Consider the following 24,081-nt stretch of genomic DNA (forward strand, 5'->3'; position numbering starts at 1 on the left):
GACATTACGGAGCGGGACGACCGAGCGAAACTGAGTTATTCCCCGGTTTTACTAATCCGACCAAAAGTAGGCCGACCCCGACCGCGGCACGTAACCGTTGCTACGAAAGCCATTCGGCCGTGGCTGTGGTCGGATTAGTAATGATCGGCACAGTCAGGCCCGTCGCGACGTGTGTCGTGATCGTCGCCAGCCGCCGTCCCTGAATCCGCAGTGCCTGCAGTGCGGTGCCGTCCGGCGCCGCGGATTTCCGGGAGACGAACGAGCCGCCGTACGGGTTGCCGGACTCCATGAGGTGCGGGTCCGCGTAGCCGAGGGGGAGGACGATCGCGCCCCAGTGGTAGAAGATGTTGTTGATGGCCAGCACGGTCGCTTCGAGGCCGCCGTGCGCGGTGGACGCCGAGGTGAACGACGTCGCCACCTTGTCGGCCAGTTTCCCTTGCGCCCACAGGCCGCCCGTGGCGTCCACAAAGGACTTCAGCTGCGCGGCGGGCCCGCCGAACCGGGTGGGGCTGCCGAGCGCGAGCCCGTCCGCCCATTCGAGATCGGCCAGCGCGGCGAGTTCGTGGTGCGGCCCGGAATCGACCCAAGCCTGCCAGCGCCGATTGCTCGCGATCGCTTCCGGCGGCGCGGTCTCGGCCACGGTGCGGACGCGGACCTCCGCCCCGGCTTCGCCCGCCCCCTCGGCGAGCGCGCCGGCGAGGGCAGCGGTGTTCCCGGTGGCGCTGTAGTAAACGACCAGAATGCGGGTGCTCACACCTCGCGACCCTAGCCGGGCTCAGCGAGGCGTCCCACGATCCGGACTCAGCGCTGCGGCTTCCAGGGACTGACCGTGTCGGTCGGCCGGGTCGGATCGTAGAAGCGCGGGCGGATGGGTTCGTGGCGGCGCAACGGAACCAGGCCGTCCGTGATGGCCTGCATGATCTTGGCGTGCGCGCGAACGCCCGCGCCGGGCCGCTCCGGCTCGACGTCGGAGAGGTCCACCGGCGCGCCGAAGTGCACCTTGAACCTGGGCCGCCGCAACGGCGCGCTCAACCCGGACTTCGCCAGCGGCAGCAGGTCCGCGGGCCCGTTCACCGTCTCCGTGCCCCAGTAGACGGCCTCGTGCGCGCCCCACTGGCTGATCGGGATCACCGGCACGCCCGCGGCGAGCGCGAGCCGCGCCGCCCCGGTCTTGCCGCGCTCGGGCCACAGCCCCGGGTCGTGGCTGATCCGTCCCTCGGGATAAACGACGATCGGCTCGCGAGTGGTCCGCAACGCCTCCGCGGCTTCGGCGAACTGCCCGATCGCGGTCGCTGCCTTGGCCCGGTCCACGCGCAAATGCCCGCTGACCTTGAGCGCGGGCCCGATCACCGGCGCGTCGAGAATCCCGCCGGCGAGCATGAACCGGGGATTGATGCCGATCCGCTTGCACGCCGCCATGAGCACGAAGGCGTCGAACACGCCGATGTGATTGGCCGCCATGAGCAACGGCTTCCCCCGAAGCTCCCGCGGCACCGCCCCGGTGACCGTGAGCCGCCCGACGAGATTCACCAGCCCTCGGTCGAGGTTGAGCATCGTCCGCCAGATCGCGGGGGCACGGCGCGGAGCCTCGTCCTGTTGGAGCGCGAACATGAGCAGAGCATTTCACGGGCGGAGCCACCTGCGGCAACGCGGTTCTCGGTGCGGTGGGGGCGGTGTGGGCTTCGGATGCTGTTGTAGCTGCTCAGAGCGCGTGCGGAGGGGCTTGGTTCGCGGTCAGTAGTCCCATTCCCAGCCGAGGCTGCCGTTCAGGTACCCGTTGGCGGCGGTGAGCAGGAGCATGCCGTGCGGATTGGGGGTGTCGACCACGAGCTGACCTGTGTACTTGCTGCTGGGCGCGAACTGGAACGGGAGCTGCTTGACCCGCCATTTGCATGGACTGTTGTACTCGGCCTGGTTGGTGAAGCCGTCCTCGCCGCGGGTCGAGAACCGGGTCTCGTTGAGCACGTCATTGCCGAAGGCGTAGATGTCGGACGGGTCGCCGCCGGCGGCGGGCATCTGGACGGTGAAGTCGAGCACCAGCGTGTGCATGCCCGGCTTGCGCGTTCCGGGCCGGTCGCAGGCCGGGTCGACGGTGATTTTGGTCAGCCACGCGGTGATGCGCGGTTCGCCGGTGCCGGGGTCGCGGGTGCCCCAGACCTGCCCGACGGATTTCTTCAAGTAGGTGTCCGCTGCCATCGCGCTGGTGGTCGGCACCGCCGCGACGCTCGCGGGCGCAGGGGAGTCGGCCACGGGGGACGCTGGTTCGGAAACCGACGGACGGGAAGTCGGCGGAGCGGGAGTCGCTGGAGCGGGCGCATTGTTGCCGCACGAGCTGAGCAGCACAGTCAGCGTCGCTGTGCCGAGGACGAGGCCGAAGAGAGTCCGGATGGTCATGCTTGCTCCAAGCCCGGTCGAAGAGTGCTTCGATGGGTCGCGTTGATCACGCGAGCTGTTACGGCACGAATGTCCGGAAGGAGAGCGGCCGCGCACCCGGATTCATGGGCGGGGATTGAGCGGTTGTCGCTGGTCAGGAAACCTCAGCCGGTCGCAACTCAGTGGACTCCGTATACCCGGACTCCAGCCACCTCGTACAGCCCGACACCGTCGCACCGTCGACGTCCCGGGTCTGCAGCAACATCCCGGTCTCCGAATCGAACACCAGCTGCCGCGTCCCAGCCCGCGCCGAATCCGGGGCACTCACCACAACTCCCGGCACCTCCGCGTCCTCCAAGACCAGCCCGGGCTGGTCCGCCAACCACAAGAGCAGCAATCGCTGCAGCTCAGGCGTCACCACCTGAGTCAGCCACACAGTGTTGAAAGCCTTGACCACTCCAGCCGGACTAATCCGCCGCCGCAGCTCTGCGCTCACCGACGGCAGATCCCGGCCCCGCAGGAAGTCGCCCATCAACCCGCCCGGCGGAAAGTAGCCGCTGGGCCGCACAGGCGTCCCATCCTGCGTCACCAGCAACCGCCCCGAACCGTCCGCGGCGATCCAGTCCTCGCGCTCGAAGAACCGAGTGCTCGCCGACAGAACCCGCCCCGAAGCGGTCCGGTCGCTATGCCCGGCCCATCCGGACTTGCGGAGGTAGTGGTACCGCCCCGTACCCCGAGGTGCCGCAGCGAAAACGGTCCGTTCGGCAAGCAGTCGCACGATCTCGGCAGGGCTGGGCATGGAGGGACCTCGCCTTCCCAGGGGAACCCCGACGCTTCCACAAGATCCACTGTGATCCGGGACGATTGTTTCGGGTGCGCTGCGAGTGGCACATGTGACTATCGGTCCTCGCCCGTTACCGTGGAGGCATGGCTGGGTCGGCGACGAGAAAGCGGAGCACTGCGGGAAGCGGCGGGAAGGCACCGGCGCGTAGTTCGCGTACGCCGGCGAAGTCTCGGGCCGCCGCGTCGAGCAGGTCGTCGAAAGGCCGTTCGACCAGGGGCAGTTCGCGGCCGCGGACGTCCAGTGCCCGGCGCCCGGCTCCCCGGCGCAAGAACGGCGCGTTCGGGCGCGGCGTGCGCAGCACCTGGAACCTCGTGGCCAAGGGCGTCGGTTCGCTGGCTCGCACGGTCGGGCGCACGCGGGAGCTCGAGGCCGAACACCGGCGCGACGGGCTCGCTCTCGGGTTGATCGCGCTGGCCATCGTCGCCGCGGTCGGCGTCTGGTGGCGGGCGGCCGGGCCGATCGGGGCCGGGGTCGAGATCGCGACGCGGACGGTGCTCGGCGCGGGAGCGGTGACGCTGCCGCTGGTGCTGCTCGTGGTCGCGGTCGCGTTGATGCGGTCCGAGCCGAGTCCGGAGACCCGGCCGCGGATGGTGATCGGCACGCTGCTGGTCGTGCTGTCCGTGCTCGGGATGCTGCACATCTTCACTGCGCTCCCGGACACCAACGACGGCCGCATGTACGCGGGCGGCATTCTCGGCGCGTTCTCCGGCGGGCTGCTCACCAAGGGCGTCACCACCTGGGTCGCGGTGCCGCTGCTGATCCTCGCGCTGCTGTTCGGCGTCCTCGTGTTCACCGGCACGCCGGTGCGCGACATCCCGCACCGCCTGCGCACCTGGGGCCTCGACGAGCACGAGCTGGCCGAATACGAGGCCGGTCAGCACGACGACGAGCCCGAACCCGAACCTGAGGCCGACCCGAAGTCCGTCCGGCTGCGCAAACCGTCGCGCCGCCGCCAGGCCAGTGCCGACAAGGACGGCGAGCAGCTCGACATCGACGCCGCGCTCGCCGAACCGGCCACGCCGATCCGGCCGCCGAAGCCGGTCGCGCCGCCTGCCGACGTGCCGGAGAAGAAGCCGAAGAAGGCTCCGGAACCCGCGTTGTCGGTCACCCGCACCGTCGAGGGCGACTACGCGCTCCCGCCGCCTGACCTGCTGAAGCTCGGCGACGCGCCGAAGTCCCGCAGCAAGGCCAACGACCAGATGATCGAGGCGATCACCGGCGTCCTCGACCAGTTCAACGTCGACGCGCAGGTCACCGGCTTCACCCGCGGCCCGACGGTCACCCGGTACGAGGTCGAGCTCGGCCCGGGCGTGAAGGTCGAGAAGATCACCGCGCTGACCAAGAACATCGCCTACGCGGTGGCCACCGACAACGTCCGCCTCCTGGCGCCGATCCCGGGCAAGTCCGCGGTCGGCATCGAGGTGCCCAACTCGGACCGCGAGATGGTGCGCCTCGGCGACGTGCTGCGCGCGCCGACCACGGTCAAGGACAACCACCCGATGCTGATCGGGCTCGGCAAGGACATCGAGGGCGAGTTCGTCACCGCGAACCTCACGAAGATGCCGCACTTGCTGGTCGCCGGTTCCACCGGTTCCGGTAAGTCGAGCTTCGTGAACTCCATGCTGGTGTCGCTGCTGGCCCGGTCGACGCCCGCCGAATGCCGGATGATCCTGATCGACCCGAAGATGGTCGAGCTGACCCCGTACGAGGGCATCCCGCACCTGATCACGCCCATCATCACGCAGCCGAAGAAGGCCGCCGCCGCGCTGGCCTGGCTCGTCGAGGAGATGGAGCAGCGCTACCAGGACATGCAGGCCAACCGGGTCCGGCACATCGACGACTTCAACGCCAAGGTCCGCTCCGGCGACATCACCGCGCCGCCGGGCAGCGAACGCGAGTACCAGCCGTACCCGTACATCATGGCGATCGTCGACGAGCTGGCCGACCTGATGATGACCGCCCCGCGCGACGTCGAGGACGCGATCGTCCGGATCACCCAGAAGGCCCGTGCCGCGGGCATCCACCTGGTGCTCGCGACGCAGCGGCCGTCGGTCGACGTCGTCACCGGCCTGATCAAGACCAACGTGCCGTCGCGGCTCGCGTTCGCCACGTCGTCGCTCACCGACTCGCGGGTCATCCTCGACCAGCCGGGCGCGGAGAAGCTGATCGGCATGGGCGACGCGCTCTACCTGCCGATGGGCGCCGGGAAACCGGTCCGCATCCAGGGCGCGTTCGTCGGCGACGAGGAGATCGCCGCGGTCGTCAACTTCGCCAAGGAACAGGCGCAGCCGGACTACAACGAGGGCGTCACCAGCGCCAAGGCGGGCGAGAAGAAGGAGATCGACCCGGACATCGGCGACGACCTCGACGTCCTGCTGCAGGCCGCCGAGCTGATCGTCACGTCGCAGTTCGGCTCGACCTCGATGCTGCAGCGCAAGCTCCGCGTCGGCTTCGCCAAGGCCGGACGGCTGATGGACCTGCTGGAAAGCCGCGGCGTGGTCGGCCCGTCGGAGGGTTCGAAGGCCCGCGACGTGCTGATCAAGCCGGAGGAACTGGAGTCGGTGCTGTTCATGATCCGCGGCGGCTCCGACGCGGGCGGCTCGCCCGCCGGCGGCGAGGACGAAGACTTCTGAGCCGCGCGTGCAACCCGGCGGCGCGTCCGGCCCGTCCACTGCGCATGGACCTCAAGAAGCTCGCACTGGGTATCGGGACGGCCGCCGCGCTGGCCGGGTGCGCGGGCGGAACGGCCGCCATCGCGCAGACACCGTCGCGCCCGCCGGCCGCTGATCCGGGCGGAAACGTGGCGCTCACGCCCGGCCAGGAGGTGCAGGTCGCCGGACGGGACCTGACCGTGCGCTACCGCCAGCTGGTCTCGGATTCGCGCTGCAAGCCGGGCAGGCAATGCTTCGTGGCGGGGGAGGCCGTGGTGGCGCTGGTCCTCACTGAACCGGGCCGGGGCGAGCACACGTCCGTCCAGCTTCATACCGGCCGTCAGGGTCCGGACACGACTAGGTTCGCGGGGACGACGGTGAAGCTGGCCGCGGTGGACGGGTCGGGGAGCCACATCCTGGTGCGGTTCTCCTGAGGGGCTCGGAATTCGAGCAGCGTCCGGGAGTTCTCGGGATGCCCCGGGTCGGCGAGTGCGGCATTTCTTCGTGACACCGGGGCGAGCACACGTCCGTCCAGCTGCACACCGGCCGTCAGGGTCCGGACGCGACCACGTTCGCCGGGACGACGGTGAAGCTGGCCGCGGTGGACGGGTCGGGGAACCACATCCTCGTGCGGTTCTCCTGACGGCGTTCAGAACTCGAGCAGCATCCGCGAGTTCCCGAGCGTGTTCGGCTTGACGTAAGGCAGGTCGAGGAACTCCGCGACGCCCGGGTCCAGCGACCGCCGCATCTCCTCGTACACCTCGTGCGACACCGGGGCGCCGTCGATCTCGACGAATCCGTGCCCGGAGAAGAACGACGTCTCGAACGTCAGCACGAACAGCCGCTTCAACCCCAGTTCGCGGGCCTCTTCGACGAGCCTGCCGACCAGCGCGCGGCCGATCCCGCGGCCGCGCGCCGCTTTGTCGACCACCACGGTGCGCAGTTCGCCGATGTCCTCCCACAGCACGTGCAGCGCGGCCGCGCCCAGCACGTCGTCGGTGCCGTTCTCCTCGTCGGTCGCGACCCAGAACTCCTGCACCGCCTCGTAGAGCGTGACCAGATCTTTCTCGAGGAGCACGCGGCCCGCGTCGGAATCGACGAGGGCCTTGATCTTGCGGACGTCGGCGATCCGCGCGCGGCGGACGGACGGGGAGCGGGAATCGGGCACCTGGTCAAGATAACGACCGCGAGGACCGGCCGCGCCGAGCGGCTCCATCGGGGGACCCCGGATGCGTGACGCCGCGAGCCGTCACGTATAGCTAGTGGACGCACATGACCAGTAGTCGGCGGCCCGGCCCGCCGCCGGCCCCCGGGAGGAACCTGCATGTCCGGCACCACGGTGGCTGCCCCGGAACGGCCCGGCAAACCTCCCGCCGGGCCGAGCGCGCAAGCGCGGTTCCGGCCCGAGCTGCAGGGCGTGCGGGCGCTGGCCTCGGTGCTGGTCGTGGTCTACCACGTGTGGTTCGACCGGATCTCCGGCGGCGTCGACGTGTTCTTCCTCGTCTCCGGGTTCCTCATCACCGGGCAGCTCTACCGGGCGCTGCTGCGCGGCCGCATCGAGCTGCGCGCCACCTGGGCCCGGATGATCAAACGGCTCTTCCCGGCCGCGATGACCGTGCTGCTCACCGTCGTGGTCGTGTCCCAGCTGCTGCTGCCGCAGGACCGCTGGTTCCAGACCATCCGCGAGGTCGTCGCGTCGGCGCTGTTCTACGAGAACTGGCAGCTCGCGGCCGATTCGGTGGACTACTTCGCCCAGCACAACAGCGCGAGCCTGGTACAGCACTTCTGGTCGCTGTCCATCCAGGGCCAGTTCTACGTGCTGTGGCCGCTGCTGTTCGTCGGCCTCGGCCTGCTCGTGCGCCGGCTCGGCTGGTCGCTGCGGCGCACGGTGAACCTGCTGCTGATCGTCCTGTTCGCCGCCTCGCTCGCGTACTCGGTGTACCTCACCGCCGCCGACCAGCCGCTGGCCTACTTCCACGGCCTTACCCGGGTGTGGGAATTCGCGCTCGGCGGCCTGATGGCGATGTTCCTCGACCAGGTCACGCTGCCGCGCCTGCTGCGCATCGTGCTCGGCTGGGTCGGCGTCGCGGGGCTGGTGCTGTGCGGCGTGCTGCTCGAGGTCGACAGCGTGTTCCCCGGCTGGATCGCGCTGTGGCCGACCGTCTCGGCGGGCCTGGTGCTGGTCGCCGGGCAGACCGGCAGCGTGCTCGGCGCGGACCGCTGGCTCAGCTCGAAATTCCTCGGCTACGTCGGCAACCTCAGCTTCTCGCTGTACCTGTGGCACTGGCCGGTGCTGGTGTTCTACCTGATCGTCCGCGACCGGGTGGCGGTCGGCCTGCTCGGCGGCGCGTTCGTGGTCGGCGTGTCGTTCCTGCTCTCGATCCTGACCTACCACCTGATCGAAAACCCGATCCGGCTGTCGAAGATCGGCACCGCGAAACGCTGGGGCGCCTACCGGTTCGGCGTGCTGGCGCTGGCCCCGGTGCTCGTCGCGAGCGGCGTCTGGCAGGGCGTGAGCAGCGCGCGGGCGAACTACGAGATCGCCATCGGCGACCCGGACCACCCGGGCGCGGTCGCGCACGCGCCGGGCTTCGTCTACCGCGGCACGCCGTCGCCGTCGATCGTGCCGCCCACGGTGAAGCTGGCCGACGACTGGGCCCGCACGCCGCTGGACCAGTGCTCGATCTCGCCGCGCAACAAGGAACTGCAGATCTGCTCGGAGTTCCCGGAGGGCCCGCCGACGAAGCGGGTCGTGCTGGTCGGGGACTCGCACATCCAGCAGTTCCTCGCGTCTTTCCGGCCCGCGATCGTCTCCGACGGCTGGGAAGTCTCGACCATGCTGAAGGGCGCGTGCCCGTACTCGTCCGGCTCCGAGCTGATGCCCGGCGACCAGCCCTGTCTCGACTGGAACAAGGCCGTCACCGACGAACTGCTCGACACGCGCCCGGACGCGGTGATCATGCTCGGCACCATCAACTCGAAGCCGGGGCCGCACGAGACGACGCCGAAGGGCTTCGCCGACGTCTGGTCCACTTTGGACAAGGCGGGCATCCCGGTCGTGGCCGTGCGCGACAACCCGCGCTACACGTTCAACATGGCCAGCTGCGTCGCGCAGAAGAGCCCGGCCGACCCGTCGTGCTCGGTGCCGCGGTCCGCCGCGGTGGCCGCGACGCCGTCGTGGGAGCAGGTCGAGGACGTCCCGGACAACGTGACCTTCCTGGACTTCACCGACTACTACTGCGACCAGAAGCGCTGCCGCGCGGTCGTCGGGAACGTGCTGGTCTACATGGACGACAACCATCCGTCCGCGACCTTCAACACGACACTCGCGCCGATCGCGGTCAAACAGCTCAAACAAGCCCTGCGGTGGTGACCGCGCGCGAGGCGGCAAGGGACGAGTTCGGCGACTAGCCGTCGCGGAGCGTCCCGGGTTGGGCACAATGGGGCGGCGGCGGGATCGCCGCACGGGCACCTGAGGGGGAGCTGGTCTTTTTGACGCGCGCAGGGTGGGACGCATTCCAGGCCGCACAGTCCGAGGCGGCGGCGGGCCGGACGGCCGCGCTGACCGGCCCGGACGGCGTCGGATGGCTGCTCGTCCCCGGCCAGGCGTGGCAGCGCAGGCTGCCGGACGGGAACTGGCAGTACACGCAGCCGCCCGCGGATCCCAGCTACCGCGGCGCGGCCCGTCTCGTGCCGCCGCCCGCTCCCGGCACGCCCGCGCCGGGCTACGGCGCGCCGCAGCAGTACCCGGGCGGCCAGCCGGGCTACGCCGGTCCCGGCAACGGAGGACCCCGGCCGCCGTATCCGGGTCCGCCGAGCAACCCGGGCGGTTTCGCCGCGCCCCAGGGCAATCCCGGCGGGTACGCGGGGCCGCCGCAGGGCTATCCCGGACCGCAGGGCGGCCCCGGCGGCTATCCCGGACCCGCCGCGCCGCAAGGCAACGGATTCGGCGGCCCGCCTCCCGCGCCGCAGGGCTACCGGCCGCCGCCGCCCGGCTACCAGCCGCCGCAGGGCGGCCCGTGGTCCGGACAAGTCCCGGCGCAGCCACCGCCCGGCGCGCCTCCGGCACCGCAGCCGCCAGCCGCGCCCGCGGGGCCTCCGCCGCTGCCCGCGGCCGGGCCTCCGGGATCGCCGCAGCCGGTCCCCGCGAGCGCCCCGAATCCCGCTCAGCCGCCGCAGATCCGGGTCGAGAGCCTCGGCCAGGCGGGGATGTTCGTCGCCGGGACCGAATCGATGGCCGAGTTCGTCACGCGCGCCACCCGGGTGGTCGCCTGGGCGGACGCCACCCGGCACGGCACCGCGAACGGCCCCGGCGAACCGCCGCCGCCGGAACCGGAACGGCCGGGTTCGGACGGCAACGGCAACAACGTGCTCGGCGACATGGCGCGGCACAGCCGGTCGGTCACGCTCGACCTGCTCGCCGCGGGCAACCGCATGTGGCAGCGCAAGGAGCAGTCCCGCTACGAAAAGGCCTACGAGGAGTGGCAGAAGGCCTACGCCGAATGGGAGAAGCGCGAAGCGGCCCGGATGACCGCGGGCACCAAGCAGCCGAACCCGTTCATCCTGCTGATCGGGGAGGCGAACACCGGCCAGCGCCGGTTCACCCGGGCGCTGAAGGCGTCGCTGACCGAGGCCGAGGTCGGGTTCGACAACGCCGAGTTCTTCGACTGCGCCGTCCTGGTCGCCGAGTACGGCGACGACCCGATCGAGCGTTCCGTGCCGACGACGATCAACGAGATCGAGAACGGCGGCTCCGCGCTCATGCTCGCCGAGCGGGTCGACGCGCTCTTCGAGAAGGACCTCGCCGGCACCGTCCGGCTGCTCCGCAACTACGCGCGCGACCAGGACAGCTGCCGCCTGATCGTCTTGGACGGCACCGAAAAGGTCCTCGAACAGCTCAATGCCGAGGCCCCCGACCTGGTGCAGAACATGCTGCAGTACCGGCTGCCCCGGTTCGACCGGCCCGCCGAAGCGGCCGCGCTGCTCGACGTCCTCGCCCGGGAGCGCTCGTTCGGCCTGCCCGCCGACGTGCGCGACCGCCTCGCCGCGCTCGTCAAGGAACCCAGCGCCCGCACGGTGGAGGCGCTGCTGGACGCGGCCTCGCGGCAGGCGATCAGCCGGGGCGCGATGCCGGGCACCCGGATCGAGATCGGCCATCCGGACATCGAGCCGCTCGTCGCCGCGGCCGGCCAGCGCGGCGGGTCCTCGATCGAGGAGCTGCTCGCCGAATTGGACGGGATGATCGGCCTCGCCGCGGTCAAGGAGCGGGTCCGTTCGCTGACGTCGGAGATGACGATCGACGCGCGGCGCCGCGAAGCGGGCATGAAGGTCGCCGTGCGCAGCCGCCATCTGCTGCTCACCGGCAATCCCGGCACGGCGAAGACGACCGTCGCCCGGCTGCTCGGCAAGATCTACCAGGCGCTCGGCGCGCTGCCCAAGGGCCACGTCGTCGAGGTGACCCGCACCGATCTGGTCGGCGAGTACGTGGGCCAGACGTCGCTGAAGACCCGCGCGGCGGTCCAGCGGGCCGTCGGCGGCGTGCTGTTCCTCGACGAGGCCTACAACCTCGTGAACGACAAGGACGACGACTTCGGCCGGGAAGCGGTCGCGGAACTGCTGGTGCAGATGGAAAACCACCGCGAGGACCTGGTGGTCTTCGCGGCCGGCTACCCGAAGGAGATGGACGCCTTCCTGGAGTCCAACTCCGGCCTGCGCTCGCGGTTCGCCGGGTCCATCGAATTCCCGGACTACTCCAACGACGAGCTGGCGCAGATCTTCCGCGCGATGGCGAAGGGGCAGGGCTACGAGCTGTCCGCGGACCTGCTCGCGGCGCTGCCCGAAGCGGTCCGGCGGATCCCGCGCGGGCGCGGCTTCGCGAACGGCCGGTCCGCGCGCGTGCTGCTGGAAGCGGCGATCGGGAAGCAGTCCACCCGGTTGACCACCGACGGCGGCGCGGACCTGGTCACGCTCGTCGCCGCCGACCTCCCGCAGCCCGGCGAATCCGGGGTGGGCGCGGTGGACGACACCGGACCGCGGCGCAGTCTGCCGGAGCTGCTGGCCGAACTGGACGCGATGATCGGGCTCGGCTCGGTGAAACAGCGCGTGCGGTCCATGGTGGACGAGATGGCCGTCGACGCGCGGCGGCGCGAAGCGGGCATGAAGGTCGCCGTCCGCAGCCGCCACCTGCTGTTCACCGGCAACCCGGGCACGGCGAAGACGACCGTGTCGCGGCTGGTCGGGCAGATCTACCGCGAGCTGGGCGTGCTGCCGTCCGGGCACCTCGTGGAAGTCGGCCGCGGCGATCTCGTCGCCGAGTTCACCGGCCAGACCGCGCCGAAGACCCGCGAAGTGTGCGAACGGGCCGCGGGCGGCGTGCTGTTCATCGACGAGGCGTACAACCTCGTGCGCGACGACAACGACGACTACGGCAAGGAAGCCGTCACCGAACTGCTGGTGCAGATGGAGAACCACCGCGAGGACCTGGTGGTCTTCGTCGCGGGCTATCCCAAGCAGATGGACGAGTTCCTCGAGTCCAACCCCGGCCTGCGGTCGCGGTTCTCCGGCCGGATCGAGTTCCCGGACTACACCAACGAGGAACTCGCCGGGATTTTCACCGTGATGGCGAAGAGCCAGGGCTACGAGCTGTCCGCCGACCTCGCCGCCGCGCTGCCCGAGGCGATCCGCCGCATCCCGCGCGGCCGCGGGTTCGCGAACGGCCGGTCCGCGCGCGGCCTGCTGGAAGCCGCGATCAGCGGGCAGTCCAGCCGGCTCGCCGCCGCCCCGGACACGCCGCCGGACCAGCTGGCCGTCCTCGTGGCCGCGGACCTGCCGGGCGAGGCCGGGGTCGCGGTCAGCGACGACGCCGGACCGCGCCGCGGGCTGGACGACCTGCTGGCCGAACTCGACGGCATGATCGGCCTGGACGGGGTGAAGGAGCAGGTCCGCGCACTGGTCGCGGAAACGCGGCTGGACGCGCGCCGCCGCAAGGCCGGGCTGCCGGTCGGGGCGCGCAGCAGGCACCTGGTGTTCACCGGCAACCCCGGCACGGCGAAGACGACCGTCGCGCGCCTGATGGGCCAGCTCTACCGGGAGCTCGGCGTGCTGCCGTCCGGGCACCTCGTCGAGGTCGCGCGGCCGGACCTGGTCGGCGAGTACATCGGCCAGACCGCGCCGAAGACCCGCGAGGTGTGCGAGCGGGCGATCGGCGGGCTGCTGTTCATCGACGAGGCGTACAACCTGGTCCAGAGCTACTCGAACGGCACCGACTTCGGCAGCGAGGCGGTCGCCGAACTGCTGGTGCAGATGGAGAACCACCGCGAGGACCTGATCGTGATCGCCGCGGGCTACCCGGCGGACATGGACCGCTTCCTCGACGCCAACGCGGGCCTGCGGTCCCGCTTCGGCGCGACGGTGCACTTCGCCGACTACGACAACGACCAGCTGGCCGCGATCTTCACCGCCATGGCGGGCAAACAGGGCTACCGGCTCGACCCCGGGCTCGTCGAAGCGCTGCCCGGGTTCATGGCCGGCCTCGACCGCGGAACGGGTTTCGCCAACGGCCGTTCGGCCCGCGGCCTGCTCGAACGCGCGATCCGGGCGCAGGCGATGCGGCTGGCCGGCCCGGACGTCGACTTGGAGGCGCTGGACGACGCGGAGCTGACCCTGCTGACGGTCCCGGACGTGTCCGCCGCGGAATGACCCGCTCGGACGACCGGGTTTGCCGTCCGTGAAGGACTCCTTGAAGGAATCTGATTCCCTCGAGGGGCCCTTCACGGACGGCGAACCCGGCGCCGGAGGAGACCGGGTCACCGCACTGGGCGACTCCGTCTCGGGGCGGTCCGGACGCGACGGCTACCCTGAACGTCGTGCCTTCTCCAGCCGCTGACTCCGCTCGCGCCCGCCGTGTCTCCCTCGTGACCTTGGGCTGTGCCCGCAACGAGGTCGATTCCGAGGAGCTGGCGGGCCGGCTGGCCGCGGGCGGCTGGGAACTGGCCGCCGAACCGGAGGACTCCGACGTCGTCGTGGTCAACACGTGCGGGTTCGTCGAATCGGCCAAAAAGGACTCGGTCGACACGCTGCTCGCCGCCGCCGACACCGGCCGCAAGGTCGTCGCGGTCGGCTGCATGGCCGAGCGCTACGGCACCGAACTCGCCGACAGCCTCCCCGAGGCCGACGCGGTGCTCGGCTTCGACCACTACGCCGACCTCTCGTCGCGGCTGGACGACGTGGTCGCCGGCCGCGCGATCGCCTCGCACACCCCGTCCGACCGCCGCAAGCTGCTGCCGATCAGCCCGGTGCAGCGGCCCGCCGCGACCGCCGAGGTCGAGGTGCCCGGGCACGCGCAGCACGGCTGGGGCCCGCGCGTCCTGCGCACGCGGCTCGACGATTCCCCGGTCGCCGCGCTGAAGATCGCCTCCGGCTGCGACCGGCGCTGCTCGTTCTGCGCGATCCCGTCGTTCCGCGGGTCGTTCGTGTCCCGCCAGCCCGACGAGATCGTCGCCGAGGCCGCCTGGCTCGCCGAGAACGGCGCGAAGGAACTGTTCCTGGTCAGCGAGAACTCCACGTCGTACGGCAAGGACTTCGGCCGCGACGGCACCCGCGCGCTCGAACTGCTGCTGCCGCGGCTCGCGGAGGTCGACGGCATCGAGCGCGTCCGCGTCTCCTACCTGCAGCCCGCCGAAACGCGGCCGCAGCTGGTGCAGGCGATCGCGACCACGCCGGGCGTCGCGGACTACTTCGACCTGTCCTTCCAGCACTCCAGCGAGCAGGTGCTGCGCCGGATGCGCCGGTTCGGGTCCACCGACTCGTTCCTCGCGCTCACCGAGCAGATCCGCGAGTACTCGCCCGAGGCGGGCATCCGCACCAACGTGATCGTCGGCTTCCCCGGCGAGACCGAGGACGACCTGGCCGAGCTGGAGCGGTTCCTCACCGGGGCGCGGCTCGACGCGGTCGGCGTGTTCGGCTACTCCGACGAGGACGGCACCGAGGCCGAGACCTTCGAGGGCAAGCTCGACCCGGCCGTGGTCGCCGAGCGCGTCGCGCGCATCTCGGCGCTGGTCGAGGAGCTGACCGCGCAGCGCGCCGAGGACCGCATCGGCACCTTCGTGGACGTGCTGGTCGAGCACGACGGCACGGACGGCGACGACGCGGTCGGCCGCGCCGCGCACCAGGCCCCTGAGGTCGACGGGGAATGCGTCATTCTCGAGGACGAAGAGACCAAGCCGCTCTCGGTGGGCGACATCGTCCGCTGCGAGGTCGTCGACTCCGCCGGCGTCGACCTGGTCGTCCGTCCGGCACCGGACGCCGGCCGGTGAGTGCCGCGCCCAGCGGGGCTGGCGAGGGCGTGCCCCGCGCCGCGTCGGAGGGCGGGGCTCAGCTGCCCGAGGCGACTCCGGTCCCGACGCTGAACCTGGCGAATCTGCTCACCATCTCGCGGCTCGTCCTGGTCCCGCTGTTCGTGGTCGCGCTGTTCACCGGCCACGGCGAGGACACCACGTGGCGCGCGATCGCCACCGGGCTGTTCGCCATCGCCTCGGCCACCGACCAGGTCGACGGCTGGGTCGCCCGCCGCTACGGGCTCATCACCGACTTCGGCAAGATCGCCGACCCGATCGCGGACAAGGCGCTCATCGGCGCCGCGCTGGTCGGGCTCAGCGCGCTGGGGGAGCTGTCCTGGTGGGTCACGATCGTGATCGCGGTGCGCGAGATCGGCGTGACCCTGCTGCGGTTCTGGGTGATCCGCCATGGCGTGATCCCGGCCAGCCGCGGCGGCAAGGCGAAGACGATGGCGCAGATCGTCGCGATCGTGACCTATCTGCTGCCGCTGCCGGCCGGCGCGGACCCGGTGCGCTGGGCGCTGATGGGTCTCGCGGTGGCGCTGACCGTGATCACCGGGGTCGACTACCTGATCCGCGCGATCCGCCTGCGCGCCGCCGGCCGGCGCGCGATGGGCTCGTGATGACCGAAGCGCGCGAACTCGTCGCGACCCTCACCCGCCGGGGGGAAACCGTGGCCGCCGCGGAGTCGCTCACGGCCGGTCTCGTCTGCGCCACGCTCGCCGAGGTGCCGGGCGCGAGCGCGGTGCTGCGCGGCGGTCTGGTGGTCTACGCCACAGAGCTGAAGGCCGCGCTCGCCGGGGTCGACGAACAGCTGCTGGCCGAGCACGGTGCGGTGCACCCCGACGTCGCCGCGCAGCTGGCCAGGGGCGCGCGGGAGCGGTGCGGGGCGACCTGGGGCCTCGGCCTGACCGGTGTCGCCGGGCCGGATCCGCAGGACGGCGTGGCCCCGGGCACGGTGTACGTCGGGCTCAGCGGACCCGGCGTGGACACGGTGCGTGAGCTGGCCGAGACCGGTGACCGGGACACGATCCGGACCGCGTCGGTGCGCGCCGCGTTCGCGCTGCTCGGGGAACAATTAGACTGAAAACGGCGTTCGCCCTTGGCGTACGTACGTGTCAAGTCCTGCACTCGGGGTACCGCTCTGGGTAACGTAGGAGGCACCAGTTCGGGAAGGGAGGCGCGTGATGACCGTGCTGTTGCGCGAGGCGATCGGTGATCGGCTCCGTCATGCCCGCACCAACCAGCGTCGGACGCTGCGTGACATCTCCCGCGCCGCCCGGGTGAGCCTCGGCTACCTGTCCGAGGTCGAGCGCGGCCAGAAGGAAGCTTCCAGCGAGCTGCTGGCGTCGATCTGCGAGGCGCTGGAGCTGCCGCTGGGCGAGCTGCTGCACAAGGTCGCCGCCGACGTGTCGGCCCTCGACAAGGTCGAGGTCGCGCCGGTCGAAGAGGTGGAGACCGCGCCGGGCCAGACTGTCCCGGACCGGGGCGAGGCCGGGTTCGAAGGCGGCCGCCTGGTGTCGGAGCTGATCGGCGACGACCTCTCCGACCTGCGGCTTCAGCCCGCGCCGCGGATGAACACGACGTTGCGGACCACGATCGGCGCGCCCAAGCTCGCGTCCACGATCGCGGCGTAACGCCGGCGCTGTTTCGCTGCACGGCCCCGGGGATCTCCCCGGGGCCGTCGGCGTGCGCGGGGTTCCCCTCCGGGCCGGTCCCGGCCGCCGGTCAGGGCTGACCCTGAATTCCCCCGGGGTCGCCTGGAACGGCGGAGGCCGACCTGACACGATGGAACCCAACGCCGGGGTCGGTACGTTATGCGACTAGGGGAGCGACGCCCCGCCCCGAAGCAATCAGGGCCCGTGGGACGCAAGAAGGCAGGCGGAGGAGATGGCCAACCCGTTCGTGAAGTTCTGGAAGTACATGATGGCGGCGTTCTCGTCGAAGATCGACGAGCACGCCGACCCGAAGGTACAGATCCAGCAGGCCATCGAGGAGGCGCAGCGCAACCACCAGGCGCTGACGCAGCAGGCCGCCTCCGTGATCGGCAACCAGCGGCAGCTGGAGATGAAGCTCAACCGCCAGCTCGGCGAGGTCGAGAAGCTGCAGGCCTCGACGCGCCAGGCGCTGGTGCTGGCCGACGAGGCCCGCAGCAAGGGCGACGAGGCGAAGGCGACCCAGTTCGAGACCGCGGCGGAGAGCTTCGCCGCGCAGCTGGTCACCGCCGAGCAGAGCATCGAAGACCTCAAGACGCTGCACGACCAGTCGCTGCAGGCGGCGACGCAGGCCAAGCAGGCCGTCGAGCGCAACGCGACGATGCTGCAGCAGAAGCTGGCCGAGCGCACCAAGCTGCTCTCGCAGCTGGAGCAGGCGAAGATGCAGGAGCAGGTCTCCGCGTCGCTGAACCAGATGAGCCAGCTGGCCGCGCCGGGCAACACGCCGTCGCTGGAAGAGGTCCGGGACAAGATCGAGAAGCGCTACACCACCGCGCTGGGCTCGGCGGAGCTGGCGCAGAACTCGGTGCAGGGCCGCATGATGGAGGTCCAGGAGTCGGCCACCCAGATGGCGGGCCACTCGCGGCTCGAGCAGATCCGCGCGTCGATGCGCGGCGACTCGGTCGCCCAGGTCACCGACGGCAGCGCGTCCGCGGGCGCGGGTGCGGCCAAGCCGGCCGCCGCCTCCGGCGACATCCAGCGGGAGATCCAGGCCCGCGTGCAGGCGGAACAGGGCAAGAACCCGGCCTGACCGGCCGGGCACGAGCGGCGCGCAGGGGGTAGGGCCGGATGACCAAGCGACGGGACTTCAGCGAGTTCAACGCGAAGCTCGAGAAGCACATCGAGCGGTTGCCCGACTACGCCCAGCGCGCCCAGGAGAAGCTGCAGCGGTACTTCCCGCCCGCCGACGAGGCGGGCGGGAAGCCGCAGCAGAACGGCCGGACCCAGCGCGGTCCGGTCTCCCCGCCGCCGGTTCCGCGCCGCCCGTCGGCCCCGGCCGCGTTTTCCGCGGTGGCCGGACAGGTGCCCGCGGTGGCCGAGGTCCGCGCGAAATGGCAGCGCTGGAACGAGCCGAGCGCGAAGCACCAGCGGCGGGTCCGCCGCACCTCGCGCGTGCTGACGCTGTGGGTGCTGGTCACGATCCTGTTCGGGGTCCTCACCGTGCTCACCGCCACCGGATTGCTCGGCGGGGCGGTGGCCGGTCCGGAGATCGGGCAGGCGGTGTTCTCCGGGTTCGCGACGCTGGTGTTCGGCACGTTCAGCGTCCGCACCGGGATGCGGTTACGAGAGCTCAAGAAGGTCGAACTGCCCGCCGCGCCCAGCGGCCCGCCGCCGCTGCCCGCCGCCGGTTCGGCCGCGCGCGAGCCGATGGAGCGGCTGGCCGAGTCGGAAGCTTCGCTGCGGGAACTCCTGAAGCAGCTTTCGGTCCCGACTTCGCTGGGCACCACGGCGGTTCCCGAGGTTTCCGTCGCCGACGCCCGCGCGACGGCCGACGAGGCAGCCCGTGCGCTGCGCGGCCTGGCCGACCGGATCCAGGCGATCGAACGGGGCCGCAATTCCGCGCCGGAGCGCGAACGTTCGGCGCTGCAGGCCGCGATCGCGAAACTGCGCGAACAACTCGACGACGGCATCGAGGGCTACGGCGGCTTGGTCGCCGCGGCCGGTCGTGCGGTGGCCGCGAGCAGTGACGGGATGGTCACGTCGCGGGAGGCGCTGACGGACGCGACGGACCGGCTCGCCGGGTTGGCGCTGGCGTTGAAGGATCTCGGCTGACCCTGGTTCCGTGGGGCGCCAGGGGGCTGACTTGCGACCGGGGAATCCGCTGCGAAACGCCCGATCCAGGGGTGAATGTGGTCCGGGCCTGCTGCTTCGCGACGACTCCGGGAATCGCAGCGATCGGGCGGAACCGCCGTCCTGATGGCCGAGTTTGGGATTCCGGTCGGCGCAACCGGACGCATCCGGCCGCGACGGTGCGTGAGTTTCCCCCGCACACCGCAACAATCGCGTAATCCGATCCTGCTGGTGACGGAAACGTCTGCGGTTTAACGTTTTTCTCATGAGGTCGGTGTTGGCACCCGCCAGGCCCGGCGTCGCGGGCTGAGGTTCGCGGCGCCGGACGTACACAGTGGACTCCTCCGATCCCGCCGAGGAAAGGACGCCCTCGTGACTACGCTCCCGCCGGAACCTGATCCTGTTCCCGTCCCTCCGCCCAGCTCGCACGAGCGGGTCCGCACCGCGTTCGAGCGGCTCGCGAAAGCCGACCGCCCCGGACTCTGGGCTTCGGTGCGGACCATGGAGGAAGTGCTCGTCGAGGCGAAAACCGTCGACGAACGCGTCCACGCCGGAGAAGACCTGCCGCTCGCCGGAATCGTCTGCGCGGCCGACGCCGACGGCCCGCCCGCGCTCGCGCGGCTGACCGACGCCGGCGCGGTGGTCCTCGGAACCACTGTCGCGGACCCGGAAAACGCGGTCGTGGGACTCGAGATCGTCGACCTGGCACTGAATTCCGCCGCCCGCGAGATCGCCGCCCCGCCTGGCGTGCTCACCCTCAAACCGACGCCCGGGCTCATCCCCGGCCCGACCGTTTCGGTGTCCGCGCACCGCCTCGCGTCCGCCCAGCGCGCGATCGCGGCGATGCTCGGCCCCGATGGTCTGGACCCGGCGGCCCGCGAATGGCCCGCCGACGTCCGGCTCGCCGCCGGGCAGCACCCGCGCCTCGGCATCCCCGCCGAAGCCAGCCTCCCGCTGCCCGCGAGGAGGGCGTTCGACGTCGCCGCGGCCTCTCTGGAGGCTTCGGGTGCCGTGCTGGCCCCCGTGGACGTCAGTGCGCTTTACGGGGCCGGAAACGCCCCTGCGGCGCGCTCGCTGCTGGCGGAGCTGGACGCGGTTCTCCTGCCGACCGTCGGAGTCCTGGACGCAACGCTGAACGCCCTGGATCTCGCTGCGGTGACCGTGCCGGGGGGCCGGCGGCCGTACGGGATCACGGTGGTGACAAGGGCGTTCGAGGACCAGATCGGGCTCGACCTGGCTTCGGTGCTGACCGGCGAGCAGTCGCCGGATCCGTATCCGTGCGAAAGCGTCGACGTCGTGGTGTTCGGCGCGCATCTGTGCGGCCAGCCGCTGCACGACGAACTGCACGGCGCCCGGTTCGGCGGTCTGGTCCGGACCGCCGAGCGCTACCGGATGGTGCTGCTCGACGGAGTCACGCCGCCGCAGCCCGGGGTGATCTCCGGCTCGGCGGGCGTGGACGGCGAGCGCTGGCTGTTGTCTCCCGCGGCGTTCGGCCGGTTCGCCGCCGGCTTGGCCGCGCCGTTCGTGCTGGGCCGGGTCGAGCTGGAAGACGGGAGCACGCCGCTGGCGGTGCTGTGCGAACCAGCGGCCGCGGCGGGCGGGGAAGGTCTGGACCGGTACGCGTCCTGGCGGGGGTACCTGCGGTTCGTCAGCACTGGCGGACCGCGGTTCCCCGGCTGAGGCCGGGCGGTCGCTTTCGGCGCGGGGGCCCGAGTCTTCGTGGGAGGACTCGGGCTCGGCGCTGTGCTACCGGGCGGCGAGCCCCCGGCCGACGCGGCGGACGAGTCCCGGCCCGTGCAGGGCGAAGCCGGTGTAGAGCTGCACGAGGCTGGCCCCGGCGTCGAGCATGCGGCGGGCGTCGTCCGGGCCGAGGATGCCGCCGACGCCGATGATGGGCAGCTTGCCTTCGGTCTTCTCGTGGACGAAGCGGACGACCTCGGCCGAACGCCGGGTCAGCGGACGGCCGGAAAGCCCGCCGGTTTCGGCGGCCAGCGCGGCTTCGGCGGGGGCGATGCCTTCGCGGGAGAGGGTCGTGTTGGTCGCGATGATTCCGGCGACGCCGTGCTCCAGGCAGACCTCGAGGAGTTCGGCGAGCGCGTCGTCGGTGAGGTCGGGGGCGACCTTGACCAGCAGCGGAGTGTTGCCGCCCAGTTCGGAGCCGGTCTTGCGGAGTTCGGCGAGCAGCTCGGCGAGCGCGGCTTTGTCTTGCAGCGCACGGAGACCCGGGGTGTTCGGGGAGCTGACGTTGATCGCGAAGTAGTCCGCGTAGGGGTGCAGGGCGCGCAGCGAGAAGCGGTAGTCCTCGACGGCCTCGTCCAGCGGCGTCACCTTCGACTTGCCGATGCTGATCCCCAGCGGGACCGCGGGTTTTCCGTCCGCGGCCAGGCGGTCGGCGAGGGCTTGGGCCCCGTCGTTGTTGAAGCCCATGCGGTTGATGACCGCGTCGGTGGCCGGGAGGCTGTAGAGACGGGGCTTGGGGTTGCCCGGCTGGGGATGGCGGGTGACTGTGCCTACCTCGACGAAACCGAAGCCCAGGGCGGGCCAGGCGTGGAGGGCGCGGCCGTTTTTGTCCATGCCCGCGGCCAGGCCGATCTTGTTGGGGAAGGTCAGGCCGAGGACGGTGGTGGGGTCGGCGGTGCGGTACAGCTTCGAGATCGGGCGGAGGGTTTTCCCGGCTCGGCTCAGCAAGGTGACGGTGCGTTCGTGGACTACCTCGGGGTCGTGGTAGGCGAGCCGGTACATCGCTGGGCGGACGATCCTGTCGAAGAGCACGTCGTCCATGCTGCCGTATGGGGGGTCGGCTGGCTGGGGTGGATCTCGGTTGGTGTGGTGGGGGTCGCGTTGCGGCTCGTCGCCTGGCGGCGACATCGCTTTGAGCGGTGGCGTGGGGCACCCCGAAGCTTGATTGTGCTGACGGTCTGGGGGTGCTTGTCAAGGCGGGAAAGATGCCTTGACAAGCACCCCCAGACCGCAGGGAGGCTTCGTATCGGGGTGCGGGGGAGGGGCTGGGTGCCTCGATCGTGGGTGCATCGGCTGCGGGTTGCTTCGTGGGATGGGGCTTCGCGGCTCTCGAGAGTTGGCGAATCTTCGGCGAGTTGCGGCTCAAACCGCGCCGCGCCACCACTCGGCTCTGGGCGTTGCTCGTGCTCGTTCACCAGCCTGATCAGGGCAAACCAGGATGAAAGATCCCCAACGTGGCATTGGGTGCATGCGATGCACCCAATGTGGCGTTCGGTGCGTCTGACGCACCCAATGCCGCATTGGGGGCGCGGGCGGGCGAGTGCGGCGGTAGTCCGTGAAGGGAACCCTCACGACCAGAGCGGATCAGTTTCGCCTCGCGGCGCCGGCTTTCCACTCGTCTTCCAACATGGCGTAGACCAGCTCGTCGGTCCACTCGCCCTTGACGATCTCGTTTTCCCGCAGGCGTGCTTCCTGGCGCATGCCCAGCCGTTCCATCAAGGTCGCCGACGCGGTGTTGCGGCCGTCGCAGCGGCCGATGATGCGGTGCAGGCCCAGGTCTTCGAAGCCGAGGCGCAGGACCTCGCGCGTTGCTTCCAGGGCCAGGCCTTTTCCGTGGTGGTCGGGGTGGAAGACGAAGCCGATCTCGCCCTGGCGGTGTTCGGCGCTGAGGTATTCGAGGTTGAGGTCGCCGATGAGCTGCCCGGTTTCGGCGAGTTCCACGGCGACGGCGAGGAACTGGCCTTCCTCCGACAGCGTCGCGCTGTGCACGCGCTTCGCCAGCGCGGCTGCGGATTCCGCGCGGCTGCGCGGTCCCCAGTACAGGTAGCGGACGACGTCCGCGCGGGACTGGAACGAGTTCAGGGCATCGAGATCGTCGTCCCGGAACGGGCGGAGGAGCAGGCGTTCGGTGCTGATCGGATAGTCCGGCCTGAGCATCCTCCCAGCCTAGCGACTTCCGCGTGCCCGCAGGAACCGCCGCGGTGATCGCCTGGCGCGGAAAAAACACGCGCGGAGCCGCGTGCGGACATGGAAATTCCCGGGGCGCCTCCTGGACGCCGTCAGCGTCCAGGCTCGAGCCGGACCGGTGCTCGAGAACCCCGGGAACCCGGTGACTGCCTGGTATTCGTCAGCAGGCAGCACGTGAAGCAGGCGATGAGCCGAAGGTGGCTCTTGTTGCATCGCTGCTCAAAGTCCCTACACGTGCCATCCGCTAGCGGACAGCCACCTCACGAGTCCTGTGTGAATACAACTTAGGACCACCTCCTCTCTCGTGTACTGCCACGCTAACCGCGAACCTCTAGATACGGCAACATCATTTGCGCGGCGGTCCATCGGCCGGGACGGGGCCGGGCTGGCAGCGCGGGCAGCACCAGGTCGGGCGCTGGTACTGGCCGTCGCCCTGCTGGCGCACCAGCAGCGGGCCGCCGCAGCGGAAGCAGCCCTGGCGGGTGCGTTCGTAGACCCAGGTGCGGCGGCCGCGGCGGAGGTCGCCGGTGGTGGCCTGTTCGTGCCGCCAGGCGTTGGCTACCAGCAGCTTCCGGGCGAGCGCCACGGCTCGTGCGGGGTCCACTTCGGACACTGGGGTCCACGGGGAAACCCCTAGCAGGAAAGAGATCTCGCACTTGTACAGGTTGCCGACGCCTGCCATGATCCGCTGGTCGAGCAGAGCGTCGCCGAGTTCGCGGTCCGGTTTCGCGGCGAGGTTGGCGGCGGCCAGCGCGGCGTGCTCGTCCGTCCACTGTGGATCGAGCAGGTCCGGGCCGAGGTGATCGACGAGAGTGTGCTCCTCGGCGGTGGGCAGCAGTTTCAGGTCGTGCAACCGGAAACCGATCGCCTGGACGTCGTCGGTCATCAGCACGACGCGCGCGTGATGGGCGGGCATCGGCCACTTCGCGCCCGCGGGCTGGATTTTCCACGAGCCGTCCATGCGCAGGTGGCTGTGCAGCGTCAGGTCGCCGGAGAAGCGCGTGAAGAGATGCTTCCCGACGGTGCCGACGCCGTGCACCTCCCGGCCCGCGAGGTCCACAGTGGCCAGTTCAGGGTGCCGGAACTGCCCGCGCACCAACGTTTTCCCGGCGAGCGCGCGGTCGAGCAGTTTTCCGGCCAGGAATACGGTGTCGCCCTCGGGCACG

20 protein-coding genes are annotated in these 24,081 nt (G+C 70.9%); 11 read left to right on the forward strand and 9 right to left on the reverse strand.

Features of this window, described 5'->3' with window-relative positions; genetic code table 11:
* Positions 1-100: 100 nt before the first annotated feature.
* From wrbA to DMP23_RS10705, 5 genes are all read right to left on the reverse strand, one after another.
* A complete protein-coding gene (gene wrbA, locus DMP23_RS10685; protein ID WP_337820938.1) occupies positions 101-754 on the reverse strand; it encodes an NAD(P)H:quinone oxidoreductase in 654 nt (217 codons plus the stop codon).
* A gap of 47 nt (positions 755-801) precedes the next feature.
* The gene (locus DMP23_RS10690; protein WP_037812490.1) at positions 802-1,611 is read right to left on the reverse strand and encodes a lysophospholipid acyltransferase family protein; all 810 of its coding nucleotides are present in this window, start codon (positions 1,609-1,611) and stop codon (positions 802-804) included.
* Positions 1,612-1,734: 123 nt separating this feature from the next.
* Complete coding sequence (locus DMP23_RS10695) at positions 1,735-2,394, reverse strand: hypothetical protein (protein ID WP_336161105.1); 660 nt, start codon at positions 2,392-2,394, stop codon at positions 1,735-1,737.
* A 133-nt stretch (positions 2,395-2,527) separates the two neighbouring features.
* A complete protein-coding gene (locus tag DMP23_RS10700; protein ID WP_337820939.1) occupies positions 2,528-3,172 on the reverse strand; it encodes a hypothetical protein in 645 nt (214 codons plus the stop codon).
* A 115-nt stretch (positions 3,173-3,287) separates the two neighbouring features.
* Entirely contained in the window at positions 3,288-3,518 is a 231-nt protein-coding gene (locus DMP23_RS10705; RefSeq protein ID WP_037812487.1) for a hypothetical protein, read from the reverse strand.
* Here DMP23_RS10705 and DMP23_RS10710 point away from each other — a divergent pair.
* Both DMP23_RS10710 and DMP23_RS10715 read left to right on the forward strand, forming a co-directional pair.
* Positions 3,508-5,850, forward strand: coding sequence for a DNA translocase FtsK 4TM domain-containing protein (locus DMP23_RS10710; RefSeq protein ID WP_043827035.1), 2,343 nt, complete (start codon positions 3,508-3,510; stop codon positions 5,848-5,850). The two genes, DMP23_RS10705 and DMP23_RS10710, sit on opposite strands and share 11 nt — an antisense overlap.
* Positions 5,851-5,894: 44 nt before the next feature.
* A complete protein-coding gene (locus DMP23_RS10715; protein WP_240691273.1) occupies positions 5,895-6,302 on the forward strand; it encodes a hypothetical protein in 408 nt (135 codons plus the stop codon).
* A 215-nt stretch (positions 6,303-6,517) separates the two neighbouring features.
* Here DMP23_RS10715 and DMP23_RS10720 read toward each other — a convergent pair whose 3' ends face one another.
* Complete coding sequence (locus DMP23_RS10720; protein ID WP_037812807.1) at positions 6,518-7,036, reverse strand: amino-acid N-acetyltransferase; 519 nt, start codon at positions 7,034-7,036, stop codon at positions 6,518-6,520.
* Positions 7,037-7,192: 156 nt separating this feature from the next.
* Here DMP23_RS10720 and DMP23_RS10725 point away from each other — a divergent pair, with 156 nt between their 5' ends.
* The 9 genes from DMP23_RS10725 to DMP23_RS10765 all read left to right on the forward strand — a co-directional run bounded on the left by DMP23_RS10725 (position 7,193) and on the right by DMP23_RS10765 (position 20,668).
* Positions 7,193-9,241 (forward strand): acyltransferase family protein, encoded by a 2,049-nt coding sequence (locus tag DMP23_RS10725; RefSeq protein WP_337820940.1) that lies wholly within the window; start codon positions 7,193-7,195, stop codon positions 9,239-9,241.
* Between the two features lie 119 nt (positions 9,242-9,360).
* A complete protein-coding gene (locus DMP23_RS10730) occupies positions 9,361-13,566 on the forward strand; it encodes an AAA family ATPase (protein WP_337820941.1) in 4,206 nt (1,401 codons plus the stop codon).
* A 167-nt stretch (positions 13,567-13,733) separates the two neighbouring features.
* Positions 13,734-15,182, forward strand: coding sequence for a 30S ribosomal protein S12 methylthiotransferase RimO (rimO, locus tag DMP23_RS10735; RefSeq protein ID WP_337820942.1), 1,449 nt, complete (start codon positions 13,734-13,736; stop codon positions 15,180-15,182).
* The gene (gene pgsA / locus DMP23_RS10740; protein ID WP_337820943.1) at positions 15,179-15,826 is read left to right on the forward strand and encodes a CDP-diacylglycerol--glycerol-3-phosphate 3-phosphatidyltransferase; all 648 of its coding nucleotides are present in this window, start codon (positions 15,179-15,181) and stop codon (positions 15,824-15,826) included. Before rimO ends, pgsA begins: the two co-directional genes overlap by 4 nt.
* Positions 15,826-16,290 carry a CinA family protein gene (locus tag DMP23_RS10745; RefSeq protein ID WP_238605445.1) on the forward strand — a complete coding sequence of 155 codons (465 nt, stop codon included), beginning with the start codon at positions 15,826-15,828 and terminating at the stop codon, positions 16,288-16,290. Before pgsA ends, DMP23_RS10745 begins: the two co-directional genes overlap by 1 nt.
* Positions 16,291-16,390: 100 nt before the next feature.
* Positions 16,391-16,840: a helix-turn-helix domain-containing protein gene (locus DMP23_RS10750; protein WP_037812480.1), complete on the forward strand. Its 450-nt coding sequence runs from the start codon at positions 16,391-16,393 to the stop codon at positions 16,838-16,840.
* Positions 16,841-17,093: 253 nt separating this feature from the next.
* On the forward strand, positions 17,094-17,948 hold the full coding sequence (locus DMP23_RS10755) for a PspA/IM30 family protein (protein ID WP_134728562.1): 855 nt from the start codon (positions 17,094-17,096) through the stop codon (positions 17,946-17,948).
* A 38-nt stretch (positions 17,949-17,986) separates the two neighbouring features.
* Positions 17,987-18,970 (forward strand): phage shock envelope stress response protein PspM, encoded by a 984-nt coding sequence (pspM, locus tag DMP23_RS10760; RefSeq protein WP_337820944.1) that lies wholly within the window; start codon positions 17,987-17,989, stop codon positions 18,968-18,970.
* Positions 18,971-19,360: 390 nt separating this feature from the next.
* Positions 19,361-20,668: an allophanate hydrolase-related protein gene (locus DMP23_RS10765; protein WP_337820945.1), complete on the forward strand. Its 1,308-nt coding sequence runs from the start codon at positions 19,361-19,363 to the stop codon at positions 20,666-20,668.
* A 66-nt stretch (positions 20,669-20,734) separates the two neighbouring features.
* Here DMP23_RS10765 and DMP23_RS10770 read toward each other — a convergent pair whose 3' ends face one another.
* The 3 genes from DMP23_RS10770 to DMP23_RS10780 all read right to left on the reverse strand — a co-directional run bounded on the left by DMP23_RS10770 (position 20,735) and on the right by DMP23_RS10780 (position 24,080).
* Entirely contained in the window at positions 20,735-21,760 is a 1,026-nt protein-coding gene (locus tag DMP23_RS10770; RefSeq protein ID WP_337820946.1) for a quinone-dependent dihydroorotate dehydrogenase, read from the reverse strand.
* 552 nt (positions 21,761-22,312) lie between these two features.
* Complete coding sequence (locus tag DMP23_RS10775) at positions 22,313-22,885, reverse strand: GNAT family N-acetyltransferase (RefSeq protein WP_134728567.1); 573 nt, start codon at positions 22,883-22,885, stop codon at positions 22,313-22,315.
* A gap of 376 nt (positions 22,886-23,261) precedes the next feature.
* Positions 23,262-24,080: a DNA-formamidopyrimidine glycosylase family protein gene (locus tag DMP23_RS10780; protein WP_134669144.1), complete on the reverse strand. Its 819-nt coding sequence runs from the start codon at positions 24,078-24,080 to the stop codon at positions 23,262-23,264.
* Position 24,081 lies beyond the last annotated feature (1 nt).

It is taken from the genome of Amycolatopsis sp. A1MSW2902 (genome assembly GCF_017312175.1).
GTDB lineage: Bacteria > Actinomycetota > Actinomycetes > Mycobacteriales > Pseudonocardiaceae > Amycolatopsis > Amycolatopsis nivea.